This is a genomic window from Halobacteriovorax sp., from assembly GCF_048381875.1.
Taxonomy (GTDB): domain Bacteria; phylum Bdellovibrionota; class Bacteriovoracia; order Bacteriovoracales; family Bacteriovoracaceae; genus Halobacteriovorax_A; species Halobacteriovorax_A vibrionivorans.
Window position 1 is genome coordinate 763908 of record NZ_JBLXBP010000002.1, and the last position, 23754, is coordinate 787661.

At 36.1% G+C, this 23754-nt stretch carries 18 protein-coding genes and 1 pseudogene; 13 read left to right on the top strand and 6 right to left on the bottom strand.

Annotation, left to right across the window (positions count from 1 at the left end; translation table 11 throughout):
- Window positions 1-58 precede the first annotated feature (58 nt).
- Window positions 59-2032 carry a hypothetical protein gene (locus ACN5L8_RS07985; RefSeq protein ID WP_419172786.1) on the top strand — a complete coding sequence of 658 codons (1974 nt, stop codon included), beginning with the start codon at window positions 59-61 and terminating at the stop codon, window positions 2030-2032.
- Between the two features lie 32 nt (window positions 2033-2064).
- Here ACN5L8_RS07985 and ACN5L8_RS07990 read toward each other — a convergent pair whose 3' ends face one another.
- From ACN5L8_RS07990 to ACN5L8_RS08005, 4 genes are all read right to left on the bottom strand, one after another.
- Window positions 2065-3096: a pseudouridine synthase gene (locus ACN5L8_RS07990; RefSeq protein WP_115362080.1), complete on the bottom strand. Its 1032-nt coding sequence runs from the start codon at window positions 3094-3096 to the stop codon at window positions 2065-2067.
- 117 nt (window positions 3097-3213) lie between these two features.
- Complete coding sequence (gene scpB, locus ACN5L8_RS07995; RefSeq protein WP_334678751.1) at window positions 3214-4743, bottom strand: SMC-Scp complex subunit ScpB; 1530 nt, start codon at window positions 4741-4743, stop codon at window positions 3214-3216.
- A gap of 21 nt (window positions 4744-4764) precedes the next feature.
- The gene (locus ACN5L8_RS08000) at window positions 4765-5661 is read right to left on the bottom strand and encodes a segregation and condensation protein A (protein WP_115362084.1); all 897 of its coding nucleotides are present in this window, start codon (window positions 5659-5661) and stop codon (window positions 4765-4767) included.
- Between the two features lie 25 nt (window positions 5662-5686).
- The gene (locus ACN5L8_RS08005) at window positions 5687-6319 is read right to left on the bottom strand and encodes a site-2 protease family protein (RefSeq protein ID WP_158536875.1); all 633 of its coding nucleotides are present in this window, start codon (window positions 6317-6319) and stop codon (window positions 5687-5689) included.
- A 164-nt stretch (window positions 6320-6483) separates the two neighbouring features.
- Here ACN5L8_RS08005 and ACN5L8_RS08010 point away from each other — a divergent pair, with 164 nt between their 5' ends.
- The 10 genes and pseudogenes from ACN5L8_RS08010 to ACN5L8_RS08055 all read left to right on the top strand — a co-directional run bounded on the left by ACN5L8_RS08010 (window position 6484) and on the right by ACN5L8_RS08055 (window position 17141).
- Window positions 6484-6894, top strand: a complete 411-nt coding sequence (locus ACN5L8_RS08010) for an NUDIX domain-containing protein (RefSeq protein ID WP_115362087.1) — start codon at window positions 6484-6486, stop codon at window positions 6892-6894.
- Window positions 6882-7838 carry a hypothetical protein gene (locus ACN5L8_RS08015; RefSeq protein WP_419172787.1) on the top strand — a complete coding sequence of 319 codons (957 nt, stop codon included), beginning with the start codon at window positions 6882-6884 and terminating at the stop codon, window positions 7836-7838. The genes ACN5L8_RS08010 and ACN5L8_RS08015 overlap by 13 nt, the downstream gene beginning before the upstream one ends.
- Entirely contained in the window at window positions 7835-8803 is a 969-nt protein-coding gene (locus ACN5L8_RS08020) for a hypothetical protein (protein ID WP_419172788.1), read from the top strand. The genes ACN5L8_RS08015 and ACN5L8_RS08020 overlap by 4 nt, the downstream gene beginning before the upstream one ends.
- Window positions 8804-8938: 135 nt before the next feature.
- Window positions 8939-9151: a hypothetical protein gene (locus ACN5L8_RS08025; RefSeq protein WP_115362092.1), complete on the top strand. Its 213-nt coding sequence runs from the start codon at window positions 8939-8941 to the stop codon at window positions 9149-9151.
- Between the two features lie 8 nt (window positions 9152-9159).
- Window positions 9160-9360 (top strand): hypothetical protein, encoded by a 201-nt coding sequence (locus tag ACN5L8_RS08030; RefSeq protein ID WP_115362094.1) that lies wholly within the window; start codon window positions 9160-9162, stop codon window positions 9358-9360.
- Between the two features lie 117 nt (window positions 9361-9477).
- Window positions 9478-10230 (top strand): tRNA (guanosine(46)-N7)-methyltransferase TrmB, encoded by a 753-nt coding sequence (gene trmB, locus ACN5L8_RS08035; protein WP_419172789.1) that lies wholly within the window; start codon window positions 9478-9480, stop codon window positions 10228-10230.
- A gap of 21 nt (window positions 10231-10251) precedes the next feature.
- Window positions 10252-12135 carry a DNA primase gene (dnaG, locus tag ACN5L8_RS08040; RefSeq protein ID WP_115362098.1) on the top strand — a complete coding sequence of 628 codons (1884 nt, stop codon included), beginning with the start codon at window positions 10252-10254 and terminating at the stop codon, window positions 12133-12135.
- A gap of 18 nt (window positions 12136-12153) precedes the next feature.
- Window positions 12154-12495 (top strand): annotated as a pseudogene (locus ACN5L8_RS08045) (RNA polymerase sigma factor region1.1 domain-containing protein); the annotation flags it as partial.
- Window positions 12469-13905 (top strand): RNA polymerase sigma factor RpoD, encoded by a 1437-nt coding sequence (gene rpoD / locus ACN5L8_RS08050; RefSeq protein ID WP_233500263.1) that lies wholly within the window; start codon window positions 12469-12471, stop codon window positions 13903-13905. The pseudogene ACN5L8_RS08045 and the gene rpoD, both read left to right, overlap by 27 nt.
- A 104-nt stretch (window positions 13906-14009) precedes the next feature.
- Window positions 14010-17141, top strand: coding sequence for a DEAD/DEAH box helicase (locus ACN5L8_RS08055; RefSeq protein WP_419172790.1), 3132 nt, complete (start codon window positions 14010-14012; stop codon window positions 17139-17141).
- Here the strand turns inward: ACN5L8_RS08055 and ACN5L8_RS08060 are convergent.
- Together ACN5L8_RS08060 and ACN5L8_RS08065 are read right to left on the bottom strand one after the other, a co-directional pair.
- A complete protein-coding gene (locus ACN5L8_RS08060; RefSeq protein WP_419168893.1) occupies window positions 17134-17874 on the bottom strand; it encodes an inositol monophosphatase family protein in 741 nt (246 codons plus the stop codon). The two genes, ACN5L8_RS08055 and ACN5L8_RS08060, sit on opposite strands and share 8 nt — an antisense overlap.
- A 2-nt stretch (window positions 17875-17876) precedes the next feature.
- Window positions 17877-18761, bottom strand: coding sequence for a hypothetical protein (locus ACN5L8_RS08065; protein ID WP_158536876.1), 885 nt, complete (start codon window positions 18759-18761; stop codon window positions 17877-17879).
- A 357-nt stretch (window positions 18762-19118) separates the two neighbouring features.
- On the opposite strand from ACN5L8_RS08065, the gene ACN5L8_RS08070 reads away from it, so the two are divergent.
- Window positions 19119-20063 carry a methylenetetrahydrofolate reductase gene (locus tag ACN5L8_RS08070; protein ID WP_115362108.1) on the top strand — a complete coding sequence of 315 codons (945 nt, stop codon included), beginning with the start codon at window positions 19119-19121 and terminating at the stop codon, window positions 20061-20063.
- 1 nt (window position 20064) lies between these two features.
- Window positions 20065-23748, top strand: a complete 3684-nt coding sequence (gene metH / locus ACN5L8_RS08075) for a methionine synthase (RefSeq protein ID WP_419172791.1) — start codon at window positions 20065-20067, stop codon at window positions 23746-23748.
- Window positions 23749-23754 lie beyond the last annotated feature (6 nt).

Here is a 23754-nt window from a genome sequence, read left to right on the forward strand (position 1 = left end):
ATAGATAAGGTTTACACACCTACAGTTATATTAGTTAGTTATGTGATACAACCTAAGAATGAAACGATTCACTATCCTCACATTATTCTTAATTAGTTTAACGACCTCTGCTGCAAACCCTGAAATTTCAGAACCAGTGAAGGAACAAAAAGAGAGTAAGTTTACTTATTTTTTAAAGAATTACCTAACCAAAGAGAATATAAAGCGTAATCTTGTGGATGCTTTTAATAGTTTAACTATTAGCCTCGATACCGATATCTTCAAGATCGACTTATATGATGGCCTAAGTTTGAAAGGTAAGTATGAATACGAAGTCGACAAGTCTTATATTCCAGGCCAATACACAAGACGTGACAGATTTGAATTTAAAATAGATCACGATAGCAAAAGAACATTTTTTCCTGAATTACAATCACCTCTATTTTTAAAGGGGAATCGTAAAAACGAAGTTATTATTTCACGTCAATATGTTAAAAAGATTGATGCTATGAAGGCACTACCATTTAACGTTGCCAAGCTTCCTATTAGAGCAAAATACGTTGATCGTTTAAATGAAGGAGACTTCATTTCCATACCGGCTTCAATGGCACTTACTACGGGTTTTTCATATAGTGACGTTGCTCCTGTCTTAAAAACTGGTCTAACAGGTTTTTATACATTTGCAGGAGAATTTCTTATTCAAGTCTATAAACTTGAAGATCAAAAAGTAAGAGTTAAGATTATTGCAGAAAAGAAGAAGGCCAGAGGACTTAGTTTTAAAAGTAGCTTTGGTGTCGAATTATTCAGCTTCGAAATTCTAGGATTTGATGTTGATCATGAATATAAAATAGACTGGATCAAACTCGATACATCGAAAACAAAAGGTAATATTATTCTATCTGACTATGTTTTTGATCTCAAAGATGAAGAAGTTCGTAAGGTCTATAATAATCTATTCAATAATGTATTCAAATTCAAAGAAGCAAAACTTCTTGCTGAATCATTAAATACAGATCTACTTGATCGCTACTACGTAGTAAACCTTGAAGATGTCGATCGTCTTGCAGTTGCAGACAAAGACCTAGAAGCTCCAAGAGTTGAAAGAGTCTTTAAAGGTCATAACCGCTATACCTCAAATTCATCAGGGGTCACTCTAGACTTAGATTTTCTAAAGCTTAGCTCACGTGGCCACTATATTAACAACCGATTCAACTTCGAGAGATTAGATGGCTCTACAATCGCCTTCTATTATCCTAATTATACGAAGAGATCAGAATCCAAAATCACAATTCAAATTTTTGATACAAAAGAAGAAAAGGTTCTCTCTTATTATGGCCTTACTTCTTCTCATGAGGATCATAAATTTTTAAATGTCGGGATGAACTTCATAAGACGTGACAATGAATTTAGAAAATCAGAGCAAAGAAGATATAAGAAGGTTCTGGAAGGGATTGTACCTGAACGTTTCAAGAAGGATGTACTAGATAGTATCTCACTAGAGAGGAGATACGTTAACTTTAGTTCAAATCTTAAGATGATTTTTAAAGGCCCTGCCTTTTCAGTATTTGATAAATACACTCTGGAAGAATTCATCTCAATCATGCAAGAAAAGTTAAAAGGTAAAGACGTTATTCGTTTATCAAATCGTCACCTTCATAAGACAGATCACTTTTACACGTGGCAACTTGAGCGTGAGTACTTAAGGAAATCAAAAAAGTTAGCTGAGTACTTCTACAATATTATTAAGAGTGATTCTCCATACCAAGAGAAAGTGGAGAAGTTCACAAAGAAGCTCAAGAGATTAAGAAATGAATACCATGTTATGCAAATACTTGCAGATCTCCTACCACAAGATAATCTAGAGGATTACCTCTATTTTGACTTACTAATTACAGATGATTCTGAAACATTAGTTGATCTACAATTTGGAACTAATGACTATAAAGAAATTTATGGGCAATTAGAATACCTCGATCGATATATTCGACGAAATGGTGAAGACTTAAGAATTGACACAAGAATAGAAGATATCCAAATGTCCATAAATGATTAAAAAAAAGCCGCTTTAATAAGCGGCTTTTTTTATTATTTAACAAATTCAACGTGAACTGGTTTTTCATTAAGCTCTTTCTTAGCAATTCGAGCCTTCTTCTTTTCCTGTCTCTTCTTATGAGCAGCTTCTTTTTCTTCCCAAGCTTGACGACGAATTTCTTTCTCTTTCGCCTTCTTAGTCTCAGCAATATCAGTTAATGATTTGTAATATGTTTCTTTTCTGAATTTAGTGAAGGCCTTATCATCAGCTGCAGTACAGTTTTGATGACCTTTCTTTTTAAGGTTTACTGATTTTTTACTTGAAATATATTCAACAGCTTTTGCCGTTTTATTACCAACGTTATCGATACCAATAGCAGCAAGAAGACTCTTCTTTGAAACTAAACGATATGAACCTGGAGCAATTCCATCAACTGTTAGTCCACCAATTGCAACACGCTTTAGTTTATCAACAGTTAGTCCCGCACCTTCACACATACGACGAATCTCACGATTCTTCCCTTCAGTAATTCTAAACTCTAACCAAGTCTTTGTTTCAAGTTGCTTAATAACTCGAACCGCCTTAGGTTTTGTCATAACACCATCAATATAAACACCAGCTCTTAGTTTCTTAAGAAGGAATTCATTAACAGCACCAAAGATTTTAACTTCATAGACTTTAGTTAAATCTGAACTTGGGTGAATAACAAGGTTTGCAAAATCACCATCATTTGTCATGAGAAGCAGACCTTCTGAAAGGTAATCGAGGCGACCTACAGGATAGATCCTTTCACTGATCTCTTTACAAAGATCAATAACAGTCTTTCTACCTTCTGGGTCATTAACAGTTGTCATAACACCACGAGGCTTATTCATAACCATATAGATTTTTTCAACAGCACCAAGATCAGCTGCTTTACCGTCAACTACAACCGCATCAACTTCAGGTGCTACTTTTGTTCCTAATTCTCTAATTGTGATTCCATTAACTTTCACACGACCTTGAACAATTAAATCTTCGGCCTTCCTACGTGAAGTAATTCCACAATCAGCAATAAATTTTTGTAAACGTACTAGTTTAGACATTTGATACTCCTATCTGCCATCACGGCGGTTAAAAGGTTATAAAGAAAAAGCTTACGCATAGATAGAACTAAACGTAAGCTTTTACAAGTATTTAAGTAATTATTTCTTGATTATATATTACTCAGGACGTGAGTCTGAATCTTCTAAGTCCTTGTTATTTAAGAAATCAAGGTCCAGATCCAAATCACGGGCCCCATTAATTAAATTCTGAGTTGTTTCATTGATGCTATCATCAAGGTCAACGGCCATCTCATCTTGAGGTAGTGAAGTCTCTCCACCAAAAAGTTTAGAAAAGGCATCATCAAGGGCCTGGGCCAGCTCATTGGCTTCATTATCCGTTTTCGTTTCATCAATAATTGCAATTTCTTCAACTTCCTCAACTTTCTTCTCAGTTGATTCAGGAGTTAAGATTGCTTCGGCCACTTCACTAAGGGCCTCATTAACAGAATCTTGAGCTTCAACTTCTTGTGCCTCTATCTCAGACTCATCTTCATTATTATCTTCAAATTCTATTGGCTCATCTTTTATGACTTCACCAGAATCTAGATCGATCATTTCAAAGTCATCTTCCTCTTCTTCAGGTACATTAAATGGACCTTTAGAAAGATCTTCAATAACTTCAGGACAAGTAATGGCCGTGAATATTTCAGAGCTAGCTGACTCTTTATTAGCACCAGTAACAAGAGAATTATCAAGATGCTGCTCAAGTAGGTCAAAGGCAGTTAGAGATACTTCATCTCCTTCCCCTTTTTTACGTTTTCTTTCTTGAACTCTAAGTGATTTTGTAAATGCTGTTTCAGAATCAATCGACTTAATTGATGCTGCAATATTATCAAGTTCTTCAATTTCATCTTGGTCAAAGCGCGACTTAAGGTCAGCATTAACAAGAGTTTTAATATCTTCAATTTTCCCCACACCTTGAGTAGCAATTTCAGATAGCTCGTGCTCAGGTGGTAGTTGATCAATATTTGCAAGATTAAATACTTCTAAAAACTCTGGAGTCGTTCCATAAAGAACTGGTCTACCGACTTCATCAGAGCGTCCTGCAACTTTAACAAGTCTCTTATCCATAAGTCCGCGCACAATATGAGAACTATCAACACCACGGATCTTTTCAACTTCAATTTTTGAAACTGGCTGCTTATAAGCAATAATAGCGAGTACTTCAAGAGCTGTTGGAGATAAAACAAGCTCGTTAATTTTAAATAAATCTTGAACATATTTAGAGAAAGTTGCTTTCGTTCTAAATTGATAACCATTAGCAACTTCTTGCAGTCGAATACCATGATGCTTTAACTCGTATTCTTCCTGAAGTCTTGAAATTGCTTCGTGAACTACTCTCAGAGGAATATCATCATCAATTAGAGCCTTAATCTTCATTAATGGAACAGGCTTATCGCTCATGAAAACAATTGTTTCAATTGCACCACAAATTGTCTCTTCGTTAAGGCCAGTTCTCGCCTTCCAAAGCTTATCTTCTTGAAGTTTTTCATCTGCAAAGTCTGACTCTAATTTTAAGTATTCTTCTGGATACTCAAGATCATCATCTGAAGGCATAAGGGCCATCTCAAGCTCTTCAAGCATCTCTTCATCTGTCGATACAAACTCTAAGTTTAAATCTTCATTCATTGTGTTGTTTTCCATCATAAATCTCTCTAAATATGTATGCTATTGTTGTATTGCTTGTTCTAGTTCTTGAGCATCAATTTGCTCAGCTGTATTTTCATCTTCAAAGCCATCTGCCTGAGTTACGTCAAAGTCATCGAGTGATCTAACAACATCAACATAGACTTGACCAAAGTTTTCATTTTGAAAGATCTCTAGTCGCTTAAGTCTTGCTAGCTCTAATAATGAAATAAAAGTGATAACAACGTTATCAATCGTATTCTTACCATCGGCCGAAACTTTTGCAGTACTCTCACCAGTCGTTGTTGCAATTCGACTATTGCTATCGTTTTCTAAAAGCTCTTCTAAATTAGTTTTCTGACCAACTGATAAATAACTCTTTAAGAATTCTAGTTTTTCTTTAATCGATAAACGATCTCTTTTAACAACCGTGTACTTACGATTTTGACGGAAAATAAAGTCAATCATCGTATCAGTTAACTTCTCGAGATCCATTGGTGTAAGAATTGAGTTTACAATCTCTTTGCGATTAATCTTTGGCTTAACAAAGATATCAACACCTTTTTGTGGTAGCTCCATCAGGCGTTGTCCCATTTTTTGATAAAGGGCTAACTCCTCAAGGCGGCGAACAAGTTCTGCATGAGAAGTGATATTAAGAGAGCCTTCTGCTCCCAATTGATTGTGCAGTTTTGCCTGCTCTTCTTCTGTGACGGCATTCTTAGATTTAAGTAAAACAAGAGTTGCAGCTAAGAATAAATAATCACCTGCAATATCGAAGTTTAACTCTTTCATATTTGCAAGATAATCCAGGTACTGCTTTGTGATCTTTGTAAGATCAAGCTCCTTAATTGACATCTGCTCCTTCTGAATTAATAGAAGAAGTAGAGACAAGGGGCCATCAAACGTATCCGTTTTAACCTTAATCGTTGTGTCTAACATGTGTTAATCCCTCAAAATCCTATTGCTAGGAAAGAATAGCTGCAAAACCATTCATTAAAATCAATCCAAGCCCCATTACTGGTCGAATCACATAGCCTAAAATTGGTGTAAACCAAAGTACTAGGATGAAAACGAAGCTAAATCTTTGGAGCTCTTCATATTTGCGTGCTGTATTGTAGTCTAAGTATGCTGCTACCATCTTTGAGCCATCTAATGGCGGAAATGGAATCAAGTTGAATACTGCTAAGACGACATTAATCATTACAGAGTATTCAAGCATTTGTATGAATTGTGATTTCAGTGAGAATGTTGCAGGAACATAGGCGTAAACCATTCCAAAAAGAAGAGCAGAAAACACCATCAGCAACAAATTTGCTCCAGGGCCTGCAAAGCTAACCCAAAAAAGTCCTGACTTAATATTTTTAAAGCGGCGAACATCCACAGGAACTGGTTTTGCCCAACCAAATGGGATCCATCCAGCAAAAATAGCAACAAGTGGAAAGATAACTGTTCCCACAAGATCAATATGTGGAGCTGGATTTAAAGTTAAGCGCCCAAGTCTATCGGCCGTATCATCTCCATATCTCTTGGCCATCCATCCGTGACCAAACTCATGAAACGAGATTGCCAGTAAGAAGCCTGGTAAGGCCAACGTCAATTTATTTATTATCTGCATTAAATCCATCGCAATAATCTACCAAAAACCACGGGAATCGACAAAAAATTGCGACGCAAAATGAACGGAATGTAAGACAAATTAAAGAAATTTACCCATTTTTTGCCCAAGCCACTGTAATTTCAAAATTTTGCTATAATAAAGATATGAATTCACTGCATAAAAAAGTCCAAATTATCACTCTGCATAAAGAGAAAAAGGCCCTCCTTCTCCTTGAGATGAAAGCCGATCGAGGATTTGGTTGGCAAAATGTAACAGGATCTGTTGAGTCTGGAGAAGATATTTTCACTGCGGCCAAAAGAGAACTCTTAGAGGAAACGGGAATTGAGGAAGCTGAATTAGTTCAACTCTCCCAAGAATTTAAATTTCATGATCGCTGGGGAAAGGATGTTATTGAATATTGTTTTGCGGCCCTCACTAACAAGGATGAAATAACAATATCAAAAGAAGAACACCAAGGATTTAAATGGCTTCCTATAAACGAAGTCCAATCCAAAGATTTTAAATACGAAAGTAATTTTCTAGCATTTCAAGAGGCCATAAATTGTCTAAGTTAATTCTTCTCCAATTATTGATGACTACTCTTCTCTTTTCAAATGCAAGCCATGCAAATGAAGAGAAGCTCTTTAACGACCTACTAGAGCTTGGTCGAGAAGATAATGCTCAAAAAATCAACTATCGTAAGCGCTTTAAATACACTAAGAATAATTTCAAAGTACGTACATTTCGAAGTGTTATTTTAAAGAACTCTCTCGTTGAAAACCTAGAGGGAACAAAGTTTTACCGAGTGCCAAAGAATACAATTATTCGTACACAAGAAATAAGACCAGGATCAAAATACTATTACCTTGTTCCTAAAAGCGGTGAAATGAAGGATGTTAAATATGTCACACAAGGACAAAATTTAAATCACTTAGAGAATATCCTCACCTTCCATGAGAAAACATTTAAACCCTTTAATCGAGATAAATTTAAGGCCGTGGAATTTGATAAAAAACAGATCCATACCTACTTACACCTTCAAGCAGGAGTTGGTTCTTCATCGCCTAATTTCTTCACAGATGGCCTATCTCTTAATGCTACAAACTTCACTCTTGAAGCAGGTGTCGAGACATTTAAGGACCTTCCAGTATTTGTAAACTTCGAGTACCTCTCACAAAATAGCGGACAAGAAGTTCAATTCAATACTTACTCTATAGGCTTAAGAATTGAATACCGATATCGTATTAACGATGATTCATTTATTACGGCCGGACTTGGCGCCAGTCGTTCACTATATTCTTCGGCCGAAGTATTTGGTCAGTCAGTAGACCACTCTCTTGACTCTTTTGGGGCCAACTTTAGCTATAATTACAAAAGTTATTTCTTAAATTTTGACTTAAAAAAACAAACATATACATTTGATGCAAATGTCTTCTTTCCAAATACATCACTTACTGATGATAATTCAGCGACTATGCTAAGTCTCAGTATAGGAAAGGAGTTTGAGGTTTCCATATGATAAAAGTATTCCTAATACTCTTACTGACTTTTAATACTCTTGCAACTCAAGGAATTATACGAGTTCATGAAGCACCAGTTGTAAGCGAGCCCAATGCTAGTGGAAGAATTCTTATGCGCATCAGAAAGGGTGACAGTGTTTATTTACATCCGAACTATCTAAATAATGAAAACTATTATGTTACGTTAACGAGAGATGGACGAAAGGCCTATATTAGGAAAGACTTCATTAAGCTGGTATTAAATAATGACTCAGAGGAAATTGGAAACACAATCTATGTAAAGAACGACCCTACTGATTATGTAATAGATGAACCAATTCCTGATGAATATCCCCTAAAGGGCCACCCTACAAACCGGGCCCAAGTGGACCTCATATTTAAGCAAGGGCCAACTTCGCGTTACGGCTACACCTCTCAAGTTCAAAGAGAGAGCAATGGTTTTGAGGGTAGTCTAAATATCAAATACTTAAGACCTGCAAGCTTTGATGACGAGAACCGCCTCTACTTTGGCTTCTATGGTGGTATCTCAACAGGACAGAGTGAGTATCAGTTAAATGGAGATATTTTTACGAAAGAAAGTAGTTCAATTTTTACATTAGGACCTGTTGTTTCATACACCTTTCATAAAAGACAATACTTTGAAATCGAATCGATGCTTCAAGTAGGTGTTAATTATCAAAGACGTTTTATTTCTCAGGATGACCAGACAAATTCCATTGCTGAAGAGAAGTTATTTTCTGGCATGATGTTCAATATTCGCCTTGCAGTTAATCTATCTCATAAAAGAGCATTCAGCTCAAAACACACCTACTTCTATCACGGCCCAGTGATTGATATTAAGCTTCCATCAACACTTGAGTCTGATGCTCAGTTTACTCATGGGCAACTATGGTCCTCACCTTCCGTTTCAACAGAGCTTGAAGGAACCTTTGGCTATAATGTCGGAATCACCTATCGTTACTAGGGTTTAGACGACCTAGGTAGTTTTTTCCCCGTCTAAAAGAAAACTCATATATTTTTAATTAATAAATTTAAGTGTCGATATAGTTAGTGTCATTGTTTTAGCAAGGATTGCTAAGCATAAATCAGGAGGAAGATTATGACAGTTTCATACAAAGGCACAGAAGTACTATTCCAAAAATTAGGTAATAACTGGTTTATTTTCGCTGAGATTAACGATGAGGTTGTTTACTCAACTATGCCAGACGGAATGGATCCTTATTCAACAAAATTAGAACTATATGAAGTAATTGAAGATCACATGAAAAGAGTATCATCAATGAAAAAGAGCTCAGCTGAAGCTGCAGCTTAGGATATCCAATGGGTGTAAAAAAATACACAAATTTATACATGGGTGCTCGCTCACACGAGCATGAAGCACCCACTACATCAAAAGAGCACAATAAGCAGCAAGACAAACTTGAGATCGAACAATTAAAAAAAGCTATTGCTGATCGATTCAAAGATCCAGAACAAGTCAAAAAAGCTGCACGCATTATTGAAGAAATGCTCAATCGCTAAGAGTTCAATAAAATTCTCTTAATCCAAGTATGTAGAATCTCTTAATAGAGCCTATAATACCTTGCCTGAGCGACTTGAATTTGATAACTAGGTGCAATAATCATTTAGGAGTTCAAGTTGCCAGTAAAATCAGACGCTCAAGAAGCGACAAACGATCCATTTGCTTATGAACAAAATAAGGATAAGTCTTTTTCAAAAGACTTCCAATACAAGCATCGTAATCCATACCACGATAAATTAACTGAATTTAGTGAGTTCGTTCTTCGAGATGAAGAGGCCGAAGAATACCAAGGGAAATGGAATAGCGAAGTTTTCAAACAAGATGGTGAATTATGTCTTGAGATTGGATCTGGTTACGGACACTTCATGCTCCAATACTGTGACACATATCGCGACCAAAACTTTGTCGGACTCGATTATCGTTTTAAGAGAAGCTACGCCCTAGCAAAGAAATTAAAATCACTACCATATAGAAATTTCAAATACTTAAGAGCAAAAGGTGAAAGAATTGAGCATCTCTTTGCTGAAAACGAGCTTGATAAGGTTTTCTACTTCTTCCCTGATCCATGGCCGAAGGCACGTCATCACAAGAAGAGACTTTTTCAACTTCCTTTTTTAGAGAGAGCTTACAAAGTTATCAAGCCAGGTGGATACTTCTTTGTTAAAACAGATCACGATGGATATGCTGAGTGGATGAAGGAAGTTATTGAAAAACAGGATCTATTTGAACTTGAATTAGAAACTAAAGACCTTTGGAATGATGCTCCAGATCACTTACTTTGCCAATTTAAGACGAAGTTTGAGAAAATATTTATCGAGCAAGGTGTAAATATTAAAGCTTTTGTTCTAAAATCCAAAAAAGCAAATTAATTAGCTAGGTTAGTCACACACATGTCTTTACAACAACTGCGCGAAAAAATCGTCAACGAGATCCCGATTTCAGATTTAATCGAGCGCTATGGTGTGCACTTAGTTCGAAAGGGAAATAATCTCTATGGAGTCTGCCCTTTCCATGATGACACAAACCCTTCTATGTCTGTCGTCAACGATAAACGAATGTATAAATGCTTCTCATGTGGAGCCGGTCACAGTCACTTTGATTTTGTTATGAACCTGCAAAGCATGGAATTCATTGAAGCAATGAAGGATATATGTGACAAATTTGGAATTGATTTTGACTCTTACACAAATAAGAAAGAGAAATCCAAAGAGTTCATTTATGCTGAAAAACTACTTAAGGTGGCATCAACTATATATTTTCAATCTGGCCGAAACCTCAAGCCAGAACAGTATCTAGACTTTCTAAAAAATCGTCACTTGAGTGATGAAATTGCTGACCTCTATCAACTAGGGTTTGCCCCAAAGAAGAATAGTGTCTATGACTATGTATGCTCTCTTCCCAAAAAAGACCGAAATGAAATTCTTCAAACGGCCTTAAAAATAGGAATTATTAAACACAATAAAGATAATGGGTCCCATTATGATACTTTCAGGGAGCGCATTATGTTTCCTATTTGGGACCACTACGGTAAAGTTATTGGCTTCACAAGCCGAAGAATTCACGAATATCAACACGCTAAGTACATGAATTCTATAGAATCGTTCATATTTAATAAGAGAAACCTACTCTATGGCCTCCATCTTGCAAAATCTTTCATTAGAAAGCGCGATAGCGTTATCGTCGTAGAAGGAAATATGGACCAAATTGCAACTTACAAGAAAGGATTCGAAAATAGCGTTGCCATCATGGGTACGGCCCTTGGTGACAATTCCCTGCGTACACTTAAGTCTATGACGAAAAATATTTATCTTGCTCTGGATAATGATGAAGCAGGATATAAAGCATCGCAAAGAACAAACCGCCAATTCTTGGAACACGGTATTTTACCTAAGTTTGTCGACTTATCTCCACATAAAGATCCTGATGACTTTCTTGATAAAGAAGGTACTCTTGCTTTCCAAGATCGAATTGATAATGCCCAGGCCTTTATTGACTATGAATTTAACAAGTTGCTTCCTCAGCGACCAATAGAGATTCTCGACGAAAAGTTAAATCTTCTTAAACAAGCCTTTGATATTGTTTCACCTCTTGGCAATGACCTTAATGCGAATGAAAGGCTTGTGTCATGGGCAAAGAAACTTGGCCTAGAGTCTAGTAAAGAGAGTATTCTCGACAACTATGGACAATTCTTAAAAGATTCGAAGAGCTCAACTTTTCAACCTAAAATTACTAATCAAAATACCCCGCAAGAGGAACCTCCTGCATACGATGAAGATTATATGGCAAACTTTGTGGAAGACTCTGCAAACGGGATGCCAAGTTACCCTGAAGAAGAGGATAAGATTTCCAAAACAGAGGAAACTTTATTGCTTGCTATCATTGAACATCCGGATTGCCTTGAGTATGATGAAATGACCGATCTACTTGATTTTATGCAGTCAGATAGGGTAAAAGAATATATTTTGAATCTAAAAAATTTAATCTTTGAGATAGATCAGAGGGAATTTAAAAACTTTGCACTTTCGAGTTCTTCCGAATACGGCCTTGAAGAAATTATCAAAAAAGGCATTATAAAAAATAAAGGAATCCAACTAGAAAAAGAGAAAGCTGTAAAAATAATTAATGACCTTCGAAAAAAATTAATTAAAGAAAATCTTAGAGAAAAAAGACAACTCCTAAAGTTAAAAAGAAGTGAGATAAAAACTCAATCTGAATTAACTGAGTTGTTAAAAGAGATTCACGACATCGAAAAAAAGTTATTTACTTTGAAGTAAAAATTGGAGAAACCGAACATGTCAAGTGCTGCACAATTTTTAAAATCAAAGGGGTTTGAAAAACTTATCTCTAGAGGTAAGGATCAAGACACCCTGACTCCAGAAGAAATCAATGATGCGATTCCAGCAAGTATCATTGCTCCTGAAGAACTTGACCTCATCATGCTTGCTATCAACGAAGCTGAAATCGAAATTACAGAGCAAGAATTTGAAGAAGAAGATGAGGGGATCAAACTTGATGGTACAGAAATTATCGAAGAAACACTTTCTAAAGAAGAGAAAGCTGAACTTAGAAGTGCCTCAACTGATCCAGTAAAATTATATTTAAAGAGAATGGGATCTGTCGCTCTTTTAACAAGAGAAGGCGAAGTTGTGATTGCAAAAGAAATTGAAGAAGGTGAAAGAGAAATTATTCTTTCATGTCTAAAGTCTTCACACGCAATCGCAGAGATCATCACTCTAAAAGATCGTATTACTGAACTAGAAAACCCGACAGAGTTTGTTAGAGAGCTTGTACGTGGTCTTGATGACGAATCAACTCAAAAAGATGTTGATAAGGTTAAGAAGACAATCATCAACCTTTGTGATGAATTAACAAGTATCTACAATGAAAACGTTAATGAAGATGATGGAACATTTGAAAAATTCTCTAAATCAGAGAAAGAAAGAATGGACCGTATTGCAACAGATCTTGCTGATCTAACTTTCAATAGAAAAATCATTAATAGCTTTGTTGAGCCAGTTAAGAAATACTATCTACAATTTAAAGACCTTTACGAACAACAAGATCGTATCTTTAAATTCCTTGAAGTAGAGACAATTGAAGCATACCGTGAACTTCATGAGAAGATTATGGAAGACGATGCATTTAAACGTGCATTTGCAAAAGAGCTTTTCACAACAGATGCTAAAGTAGAACAACTTGTTCGTAACCAGGAAGATATCCTTAGAAAACTAAGAAGATTATCTCAAGAAGCTGGAATGAGCTTTGATGATATCGAAACAGTTTATAAGATTATCACTAATGGTGAAGAAAGAGCTGACCGCGCGAAAGCTCAACTTGTTGAAGCCAACTTAAGACTTGTTGTTTCAATTGCTAAGAAATATACAAACCGTGGACTACAATTCCTTGACCTAATTCAGGAAGGAAATATTGGTCTAATGAAAGCAGTTGATAAATTTGAGTACCGTCGTGGTTATAAGTTCTCAACTTATGCAACTTGGTGGATTCGTCAGGCAATTACTCGTGCCATTGCTGACCAAGCAAGAACAATCCGTATCCCAGTTCACATGATTGAAACGATTAACAAGATGGTTAGAACTCAAAGACAACTTATCCAAGAACTTGGGCGTGAGCCGACTCCAGAAGAAATTGCTGAGAAAATGGAAATGCCAGTAGATAAGGTTAAGAAAGTTCAAAAGATCTCTAAAGAGCCAATTTCTCTTGAAACTCCAATTGGAGAAGAAGAAGATTCATCTCTTGGAGACTTCATTGAAGATAAGAAGATCATTTCACCTGCCGATGCTGTAATGAGTATTACATTATCTGAGCAAACTCGTTCAGTACTTTCAACTCTTACACCAAGAGAAGAAAAAGTTCTTAGAATGAGATTTGGTATTGGTGAAAAGTCAGACCACACTTTAGAAGAGGTTGGTCAAGACTTCTTCGTTACTCGTGAGCGTATTAGACAAATTGAAGCAAAAGCGCTTCGTAAGCTAAGACACCCATCGAGAGCAAAACTTCTAAAATCGTATATCGAAAATAGTTAAGTATTTTAGGCCCCTATTCAGGGGCCTTTCTTTTTAACAGAACAATGACTATTACATTCTCTAATTTTACGTTATAATAAGACTTTTAAAGATAAAGCTTATTTATGACACAAGAACCTGGACTCGATCTAGCAAAAAAATATTTTACGACGTTGGCCATTTCTAAGGCCAGAAAACTTCTCGGCCATGGAAAAGTATCCCTTTCATTTAAGAAAGGTAGTCTTGATGGTTACCTCATCACAACAGGAATCATTAAAGAAGATCGTCCTTACGAATCTAAAGTCGTCTATAAAAAACGTCTTGAAGGTACTGATGAGCCACCTCTTTCAACCACTTGTGATTGTTTAGAGTGGACAGCTGAGAAACATTGTCATCATACTGCGGCCCTATTTATGTATTATATGGCCACTTCTGGCGACCAAAGTGACAATAGTACACAACTTCCCCCAATCGGAGGATATGGTGTCTACCCTCTTGAGTACGGAACTATTGTTAATGGCCCGCATGAATTAGAAAATGCTCCACATGGGCCAACATATTCAACTCTTAATTATTCACTTACTAATAAGAAGACGATTGAATTTCCAATTCCTGAAACATTGAATGGAAAACTTGTCTTTAATATCGCTCCTAATAAAGAGCAGCGAATTGATTTTCAGGATGACTTAAAGTCTAGTATTCGCTTTGCCATTAAAGATGACGATAAAACTCATCGCAATATAAGCGTTTTTGAAAACCTTTATCTCTTTAACTGGGATACAGGTGAACTCTTCTCTCTTCCAAGTGAAGTTAGAGAATTTGTATCATCTCTAAGATCTAATATTCACTCTTATAAAATTGATGATGCACTAAATCTCGCCTACTCAGAAAGATTAAAAAAGTATATTTCCTTTGAAGTAGAAGGTAATGAATTTGATATTAATGAAATTGAGTCCCCTGATTTAAGAGTTTATATCAATAACTCTCAAAGAAAGGGATATAATAACTTTTCTGTAGAGTTCTTTAATAAGGAAGATAAGAGAACAAGACCACCACAATTCTTCTCTTCCCTTACTTTTGAAGGTGGATACCTCGATTTATTTAGAAAGAAAAGTGAAGCATATAACTTCTTAAGAGAAGTTCAGCACTATTTTGAAACAGGTGTTGATGGTTATAAGAAATCTCTTTCTGGTAAGAGTAAAAAGTCAGCTTGGATTCGTATCATCTCTGAAGTTGTAAGCAAAGAATATACACTTAGCTTTGATCATGAAAATCATAAACTCTATAAATATGACAATAAACTTCAACGATTAATTTTTAAAATCATGGTTACAGAGTTTGGAGATCATTTCTTCCGCTACTCTTATCATTATAGAGATAGTAACGAAGTTATTTTTCAAGTTTCCATGTCTCAAATCACTCAAGGACTTTCAAAACTATTTAGTGTGACTAAACCTTATGGTGTTGAGATTTTTTACGATAATAATGAACTCAAAAGCTGGAACTCTCGTATTCGCTTTGAAAGAAAGCAAATTGGACGTTCAGGATGGTTTGATCTCGAGCTTGAGATCGATGAGCTCGATCAAGATGTTATAAAAAATGTCGATCTAGAAAATAATATCGCCATTACAAAAAGTGGCGTCGTCCTTTTAAATAATGAGCAAAAGGATCTTTTAAAATTTGTTCAAAAATATACAAAGTTTGAAGCAAAAGAAGAAATACAGGAAGGTAAATTCAAAAAATTCATCCTACCATTTTCTCGCGCAAGAATATTTGAACTTTTTGAACTCAAAAAGATTGGGCTTGAGGGAGCTCTAACAGATGAAGAAGTTGCACTTTGTGAACGTCTACAAAATCTCGAAGGAATCCCTGATTACCCACTATCAAAGCACTTTGATGATATTTTAAGGCCATACCAAAAAACAGGATATAATTGGCTAAACTTTCTTTATGAAAATAAGCTTGGGGCCTGTCTTGCCGATGACATGGGTCTTGGTAAGACTATTCAGACAATTGCTTTTATCGATAGTATCTATGACGAAATCGATAAGGTTCTAATTGTTTGCCCTGTCTCTCTCCTACTGAACTGGGAGAATGAGTTTAAGAAATTTTCAAATATTGATGTCCATATTTATCATGGCGCAGATAGAGAGCTTCCAGAAGATGGTAAAGCAAAAGTTATTCTAACTTCATACGGTATCTTAAAGAGAGAGCTTGAAGCTGAATTTGAAGAAACAAATTATGATATTCTGGTTCTTGATGAAGTCCAGCATTTAAAGAATATGAGATCTCTCGGCGCTCATTCAGCTAGAAAGATTAAAGCAAACTTTAGAGTTTGCCTCACAGGTACCCCTGTCGAAAATGATTTGGCAGAATTCTATAATATTATCGACTTAAGTATTCCTGGAATTTGGGGAGATCTACGATTTATAAGATCGAGCTCAACACCTAAGTCACGAGTATATGCTAGAAAAACAGCTGCACCTTTTATTCTTAGACGAACAAAGAGCCAGGTTCTGACAGACTTACCTCCGAAACTAGAAAATAATGTTCTTCTTAGCTTCAATGATGAGGAAGAAGAGTTTTATAAGAATAAACTTCAGTCAATTAAGAACAATATTAATAATGCTCCAAAGAATAAGAAGTATGGTGAGATTCTAAAAGGTCTTCTCGAGCTTAGACAAAGTTGCCTTTGGCAAAATCATTCGAATAAGATGACAAAAAATATTCGAAGCTTGGCCTCTACTAAAGTAGACTATCTCATTGAAAGTTTAGAGCAAATTGTTGAAGAAGGTCATCAAGTCATTATCTTCTCACAGTTTACAACATATCTTGATATCATTGGTTCGGCCTTTGACGAGCAGACTTGGAAGTACTCTAGAATCGATGGCTCTCTTAACGTAAAAAAACGTCAAGCGGCAGTTGATGAGTTCCAAAGTGGAAAAACGAAGTTATTTTTAATCTCTCTTAAAGCCGGTGGTGTTGGTCTAAACCTAACAGCAGCAAGTTATGTATTCATAATGGATCCATGGTGGAACCCAGCAGTAGAATCTCAGGCCATTGACCGAGCTTACCGTATCGGTCAGAAAAATACTTTAAACGTTTTTAGGCCAATTATTAAAGGCTCAGTTGAAGAGAAAGTCTTAAAGTTACAAGAAATCAAAAGAGAGCTATTTAAAGAACTTCTTCCTGAAGATGAAGATGAGTTATTTAGCGGTAAATTAACAATGAAAGACTTTGAAGAGCTCTTTAACTAGACTTCAAGCGCTCAATTTCTTCATGGACAATATCTTTTAGCTCATCACGGCAAAAAATGAATGGCCCATTAAGCTTCTTGTCTGCTAGATCAGTGATTTCATCAGAATAAATTCCTCTAGAATGACATATCACTACTCCAGCGGCGATATCCCAAATATTCTTATCACGAAATGAGATGACACATTCACATGCGCCTGCGGCAAGAAGTCCAAGTTTAAAAGCGATTGAGCCGAGTGGAGCAATACGGAAATTCTTCGAGAAATCCTTCTTATATGCACCCTTCTCCCACTCTGAACGAGAAATCATTATATTTATAGCATCAGCATGAGCATGTCGACTTCCCAATGGAAACTTCACATCACTTGTAATTTCAAACCCTGTAAATGGATTATAGATCCAGCCAAAGTTTCTTTCATCTTTGATATCTGCCGAATACAATATCGCCATCGAAACTGCACATTCACCATAACCTTTGGCAAACTCACGTGTTCCATCAATTGGATCAAGCACAATGACAGGAAATTCAAAACGTTCCTGATCTTCTTCTGAAAAAAAATTATAATTATGACCAGACTCTTCAAAGACCTTCTTTATATAGTCCGAAACAAAAATATCAAATTCAGTAACAATACTCTTATCTGCTTTTCTTTCAATGGACATATCGCCCCAAGACAAGCTTTCTAGTTTATCGTGAATACCTTCTTTTATTTTATCTAATTCATTTCGATACATATCTACCTTATGTGAAAGACGATCTCATGCTTAAAAGTTTTTTCTTGTTCAAGATCAACAAGTCCTTCTTTCATATAGAAATCATTATTTGAGTCTAGAGCATCAGTAACTCCAAATGCTGGTGAAATACGAACAAATTTTGCACCAGGATAAGTCCATATCGATAGATATGGTATATTTCCAAAGTCTATATTTACTGATTTTTCATTAACTAAGTTCTTAAGAGTAACGTTTGAAGAAATAATGTCCTTAAAGACCATCTCTTCGCCTCTGAAGTTCTCTTGATTAACAAAAATCCTTCGATTATTCATAATCTTCTTATTATCGGCATCATGAAAATTAACGAGATCATTCTCTAAAAAGTAAGCTCCTCTTTCTTCTTCACGATCTAATTCAATAAAGCAGTCTTCGACACTTTCATACCCTAATGGGAGATTGAATGTAGGCCCAAATCCAAGGGAGAAGAACATCTCTTTCTTATCTAGATTTTTAATAACAAATGAAACAGTAAGTTTTGGCCCATAGACCATATAAGTTATTTCTATACTATAACGAAAAGGAAAGATAAGCTCTGTGTCATTAGTATTAGTGTGGACAAAGGTTATACGATCGCGCCTCTGGTTCTTTACTTCAAATAGAAGCTCTTTTAAATAACCATCCTTTTGCATGCGATAATACTTACGGCCAAGCCAGTATTGATCATCCTTTAGCTTTCCTACTATTGGAAATTGAATTTGAGGCTTCCATGGATGTAAAGTAGGATGCCCCTGCCAAAGGTATTCAACATTTGACTCGAGGTCAAAGATAGAAAGAAGTCCCGCCCCAAGAGACGATACTGATACGCGAATAAATTCACTTTCTAAATGATATACTTGATTCTCTTCCATCGATGAATCCTCACTTATTACTATCATATCAGCTTTTCTTTCAACATGAAACTCATAAACCCCTGATAATACTTATATTATTCCAATATGAAATCACCTCTGCATTCCAAATAGAGAAAATATACGAAATCGAAGAGTCCTTAGATAAAACATCTTCAACAAATTGATGGATTTATTTAAATAAATTTTCCCTCATTCGTCCTGCCTCAATAGTCTAAAAATTCAAATTACTCAGATTCATTCGAATTAACCTAAGGCCTCAAAACTTGAGGCCCCTACCTTCCCTTAAAGCTTTATTTATCGCTTATAAATGATTAAAATAAGGTTTCACAACAAGTACATAGGGATTTAGATTTAATGAAAGTAATTGAACACATCGATAAGGCCACAAGTCCATTATTTAGTTTTGAAATTGTTCCTCCACCAAGAGGAAAGAATATTTCTGCAGTAACTGATATTGTAAAAAAACTTTTACCATTCAATCCTTCATGGGTTGATGTAACAGCTCATTCAGCTGGTGCATATTATAATGAAAAAAGTGATGGTTCTGTTGAAAGAAAAATCTATAAAAAACGTCCAGGTACTGTTGGTATTTGTGGAGTTATTCAAAATCGCTTTAAGATCGATACTGTAACTCACCTTCTCACTCAAGGCTTCACAAAAGAAGAAACCGAAGATGCTCTAATCGAACTTAACTACCTAGGGATTCACAATGTATTAGCATTGCGAGGCGATGCTCTTAATTACAATAAGAAATATGATCTTTCTCGAAAGAGAAATTTCTATGCCAAAGATCTTGTTGAGCAAATAAGTGATGTAAATAAAGGTGTATACCTCGACGATATTTCAAATAGTTTTCCACTAGACTTCTGTGTTGGAGTTGCTGGATACCCTGAAAAGCATTTCGAGGCTCCTAATCTTGCAACAGATATCCATTACTTAAAACAGAAAGTAGATGCTGGTGCTGATTATATTGTAACTCAGATGTTTTTTGATAATAGCAAGTACTTTGAATTTGTTGATAAGTGTCGCGAAGCAGGCATTACTGTTCCAATCGTACCGGGAATAAAAGTTATTAAGAGAATGAATCAATTCTCAAATGTACCTCGTCACTTCTACGTTGATTTTCCTGATGAATTTGTAGCAGAGGCCCATGAAAACCCTGATCACATTATTGAGATTGGAATCAACTGGGCACGAAAACAAACAGAAGAATTATTAAATGCAAATGTTCCTTCTGTTCACTTCTATGTCATGAATGATTGTGACAATGTATCAAAAGTTTTAAAGGGCCTATACTAAAATGACAAATGTAACTGATATTCGTAGTCAGCTTGAAGACAAAATAAAAAACCGAATTCTATTTCTTGATGGTGCTATGGGAACAATGGTTCAACAATACCATCTAAAAGAAGAAGACTTCCGTGGTGATATTTTTAAAGATACTAAAATTGATCTTAAGGGAAACAATGATCTATTAAATCTGACTCGTCCTGAAATTATAAAGGAAATTCACCTTAAATATCTCGAAGCCGGTGCTGATATCATTGAAACAAATACATTCTCTGGAACGCGAATCGCACAAGACGATTATAACCTCAGTGAATATGCCTATGAAATAAATGTTCAAGCTGCAAAGATTGCAAAAGAAGCTTGCCTTGAATTTATGGATAAGAATCCTGATAGGAAATGCTATGTAGCAGGGGCCCTTGGGCCAACAAATAAAACGGCTTCGATCTCTCCTGATGTTAATAATCCTGCATTCCGCGGGATTACTTTTGATGAGCTCGTGGATAATTACTACGAACAAACAAAAGGGCTAATTGATGGTGGCGCCGATTTACTTCTTGCAGAAACTTCCTTTGATACTTTAAATCTAAAAGCAGCAATTTTTGCAATGAGAAAGTATCTCGACGACAATAATCTTGATACTCCTATTATGCTTTCAGTTACAATTACTGATGCCTCGGGAAGAACTCTATCCGGACAAACAGTTGAAGCCTTTTGGAATTCAATTGAACACGCAAGGCCATTTAGCGTTGGTATTAACTGCGCTTTAGGTGCAAAGGAGATGCGTCCATATATTGAAGAATTATCAAGAGTTTCAAATTGTTATATCTCTTGCTATCCAAATGCAGGGCTGCCTAATCCTCTAAGTGATACTGGTTATGATGAAAAGCCAAATGAAACAGCTTCCCTTCTAACTGATTTTGCGGAGTCTGGGCTTGTTAATATTGTGGGTGGATGTTGTGGAACAACACCAGAGCATATCAATGCAATTTATAATCATTTAAAAGATATTAAGCCTCGTAGTATTCACGATTTACCTGAGACTCAAAGACTATCAGGACTTGAGCCACTGAATTTAAATCACCATGGGCAAAGACCTTTTATCATGGTTGGAGAGAGAACAAATGTAACCGGCTCTCCCCGCTTTGCTCGATTAATACGAGAAGAAAATTTTGAAGCCGCACTAGATGTTGCTCGCCAACAAGTTGAAAATGGTGCCAATATAATTGATATCAACTTTGACGAAGGTCTTCTGGACTCTAAAGCCTGTATGGTGAAGTTTCTAAACCTTATCGCTTCTGAGCCAGATATCTGCAAAGTACCAATTATGATCGATTCTTCAAAATGGGAAGTTATCGAAGAAGGTCTAAAGTGTGTCCAAGGAAAAAGTATTGTGAATTCAATCTCGCTAAAAGAGGGGGAAGAACAATTTAAAGAACATGCTAAGAAGATCCTTCAATATGGAGCTGCCGTTGTTGTTATGGCCTTTGATGAAAAAGGACAAGCTGCTTCAAAAGAAGAAAAAGTTTCAATCTGCCAAAGAGCATTCAAGATTCTAACAGAAGAGGTTGGTTTTCCAGCAACAGATATCATTTTCGATCCAAACGTTCTAACTGTTGGAACAGGAATTGAAGAACATAATGATTACGCAATTAACTTCATCGAAGCAGTACGCGAAATAAAAGAGACTTGCCCTGGTGCACTTACGAGTGGTGGGATATCAAATATTTCATTTTCTTTCCGAGGAAATAATGTCGTTCGCGAGGCAATGCATAGCTCTTTTCTCTATCATGCAATTAAAGCAGGTCTCGATATGGGGATTGTTAATGCTGGAATGCTTGAAGTTTATGAAAATATTAAACCTGAGCTATTAGAAAAAATTGAAGACGTTCTCTTTAATCGTAAAGAAAATGCAACAGATGAACTAATAGACTACGCCGAACAATTTAAAGGCGTCAAATCAAAAGCTAAAGAAGATGACTTATCTTGGCGTGAAGGCACTCTTCAAGAAAGAATCTCTCACTCTCTTGTAAAAGGGATTGGAAAGTTTATTGAAGAAGATGTCGAGGAAGCAAGACAAGAGCTAGGCTCACCTCTTGATGTTATTGAAGGCCCATTAATGAATGGTATGGGTATTGTTGGAGAACTTTTCGGTGAAGGGAAAATGTTTCTCCCACAAGTAGTTAAGAGTGCTCGAGTCATGAAACAAGCTGTCGCCTATCTTGAACCATACATGGAAAAAGATAAGGAAGGTAAAAGCAAGAAGAATACTTTTGTTATCGCAACAGTAAAGGGTGATGTTCACGACATCGGTAAGAATATTGTTGGTGTTGTAATGGCCTGCAATGGATATAACGTTGTCGACCTAGGTGTTATGGTAAGCTGTGAAGATATAATAAAGGCAGCAAAAGAACATAATGCAAAAATCATTGGCCTTAGTGGTCTGATTACTCCTTCACTTGATGAAATGATCCATAATGTTGCAGAATTTAATCGTCAAGGACTTGAAACACCAGTTCTAATTGGTGGTGCCACAACAAGTAAGACACACACTGCAGTAAAAATTGCACCAGAATGTACAAGTCCAGTCGTTCATGTAGGAGATGCATCTCAAACAGTTGGAATATGTAACAGCTTATTAAATGAAAAGCTTCGCGAAAACTTTATTAAGGATCTTAGAGATAATCAAAAAAGAACAAAAGAGTATTTTGAAAATAAAAAAGACTCTGTTCAGGCGACAATACCTCTTGAGGAAGCTCGTAAGAGAAACCGCATTAATCCAGAGGATACCTTTAAGGAATTTACCCCTCCGTATATCGGTGAAAGAAAGTTCGACGATATTGAAGTAAAAGAAATTGCCAAGTATATTGATTGGTCTCCTTTCTTCTGGACTTGGGAGCTTAAAGGAATTTATCCAAATATTCTCTCTCATAAAGATTATGGTGAAGAAGCTAAGAAGTTATATCAAGAGGCCCAGGATATTCTCGATGATATTATCGATAATAATCGTTTTAAACCCAAAGCCGTTCTTGGATTCTGGCCAGCATATTCAAAAGAAGAGGAAGTAATCCTGCTCGATGAAAATAAGAATGAATTTGGTACTTTTAATTTCTTACGCCAACAAAAAGAGAAAACACAAAACGATCGACCTTATTTATCTCTAGCAGACTACATTCTTCCTAAAGGAGATAAACAAGACTATATTGGGTCTTTTGTCGTTACAATTGGTAAAGAGGTTGAAGAGTATGCAAAAACTTTTGAAGACAAAGGTGATGACTATACTTCAATTATGGTTAAGGCCGTTGGAGATCGTTTAGCAGAAGCTTATGCTGAACTAATCCACGAAAGAGCACGACAAATGTGTGGAATTGAAAAAGAGCGAGAGCTCTCACTTGAGGAGCTTATAAAAGAAAAGTATACAGGAATTAGACCTGCCGCTGGTTACCCTGCTTGCCCAGATCACACTGAAAAAAGTAAAATCTGGAAATACCTAAAGGTTGAAGAACATACTGGTGCAATCTTAACTGAAAGCTATGCGATGTATCCAGCGAGCTCAGTATCAGGCTACATCTTCTTTAACCCTGGCGCAAAATACTTTAATATTTTGAATATTGCAAAGGACCAAGTTGAGTCTTATGCCAAACAAAAAAATCAGAAAGTAGAAGAAATTGAAAGATGGCTAAGGCCAATTCTATAGGAATTA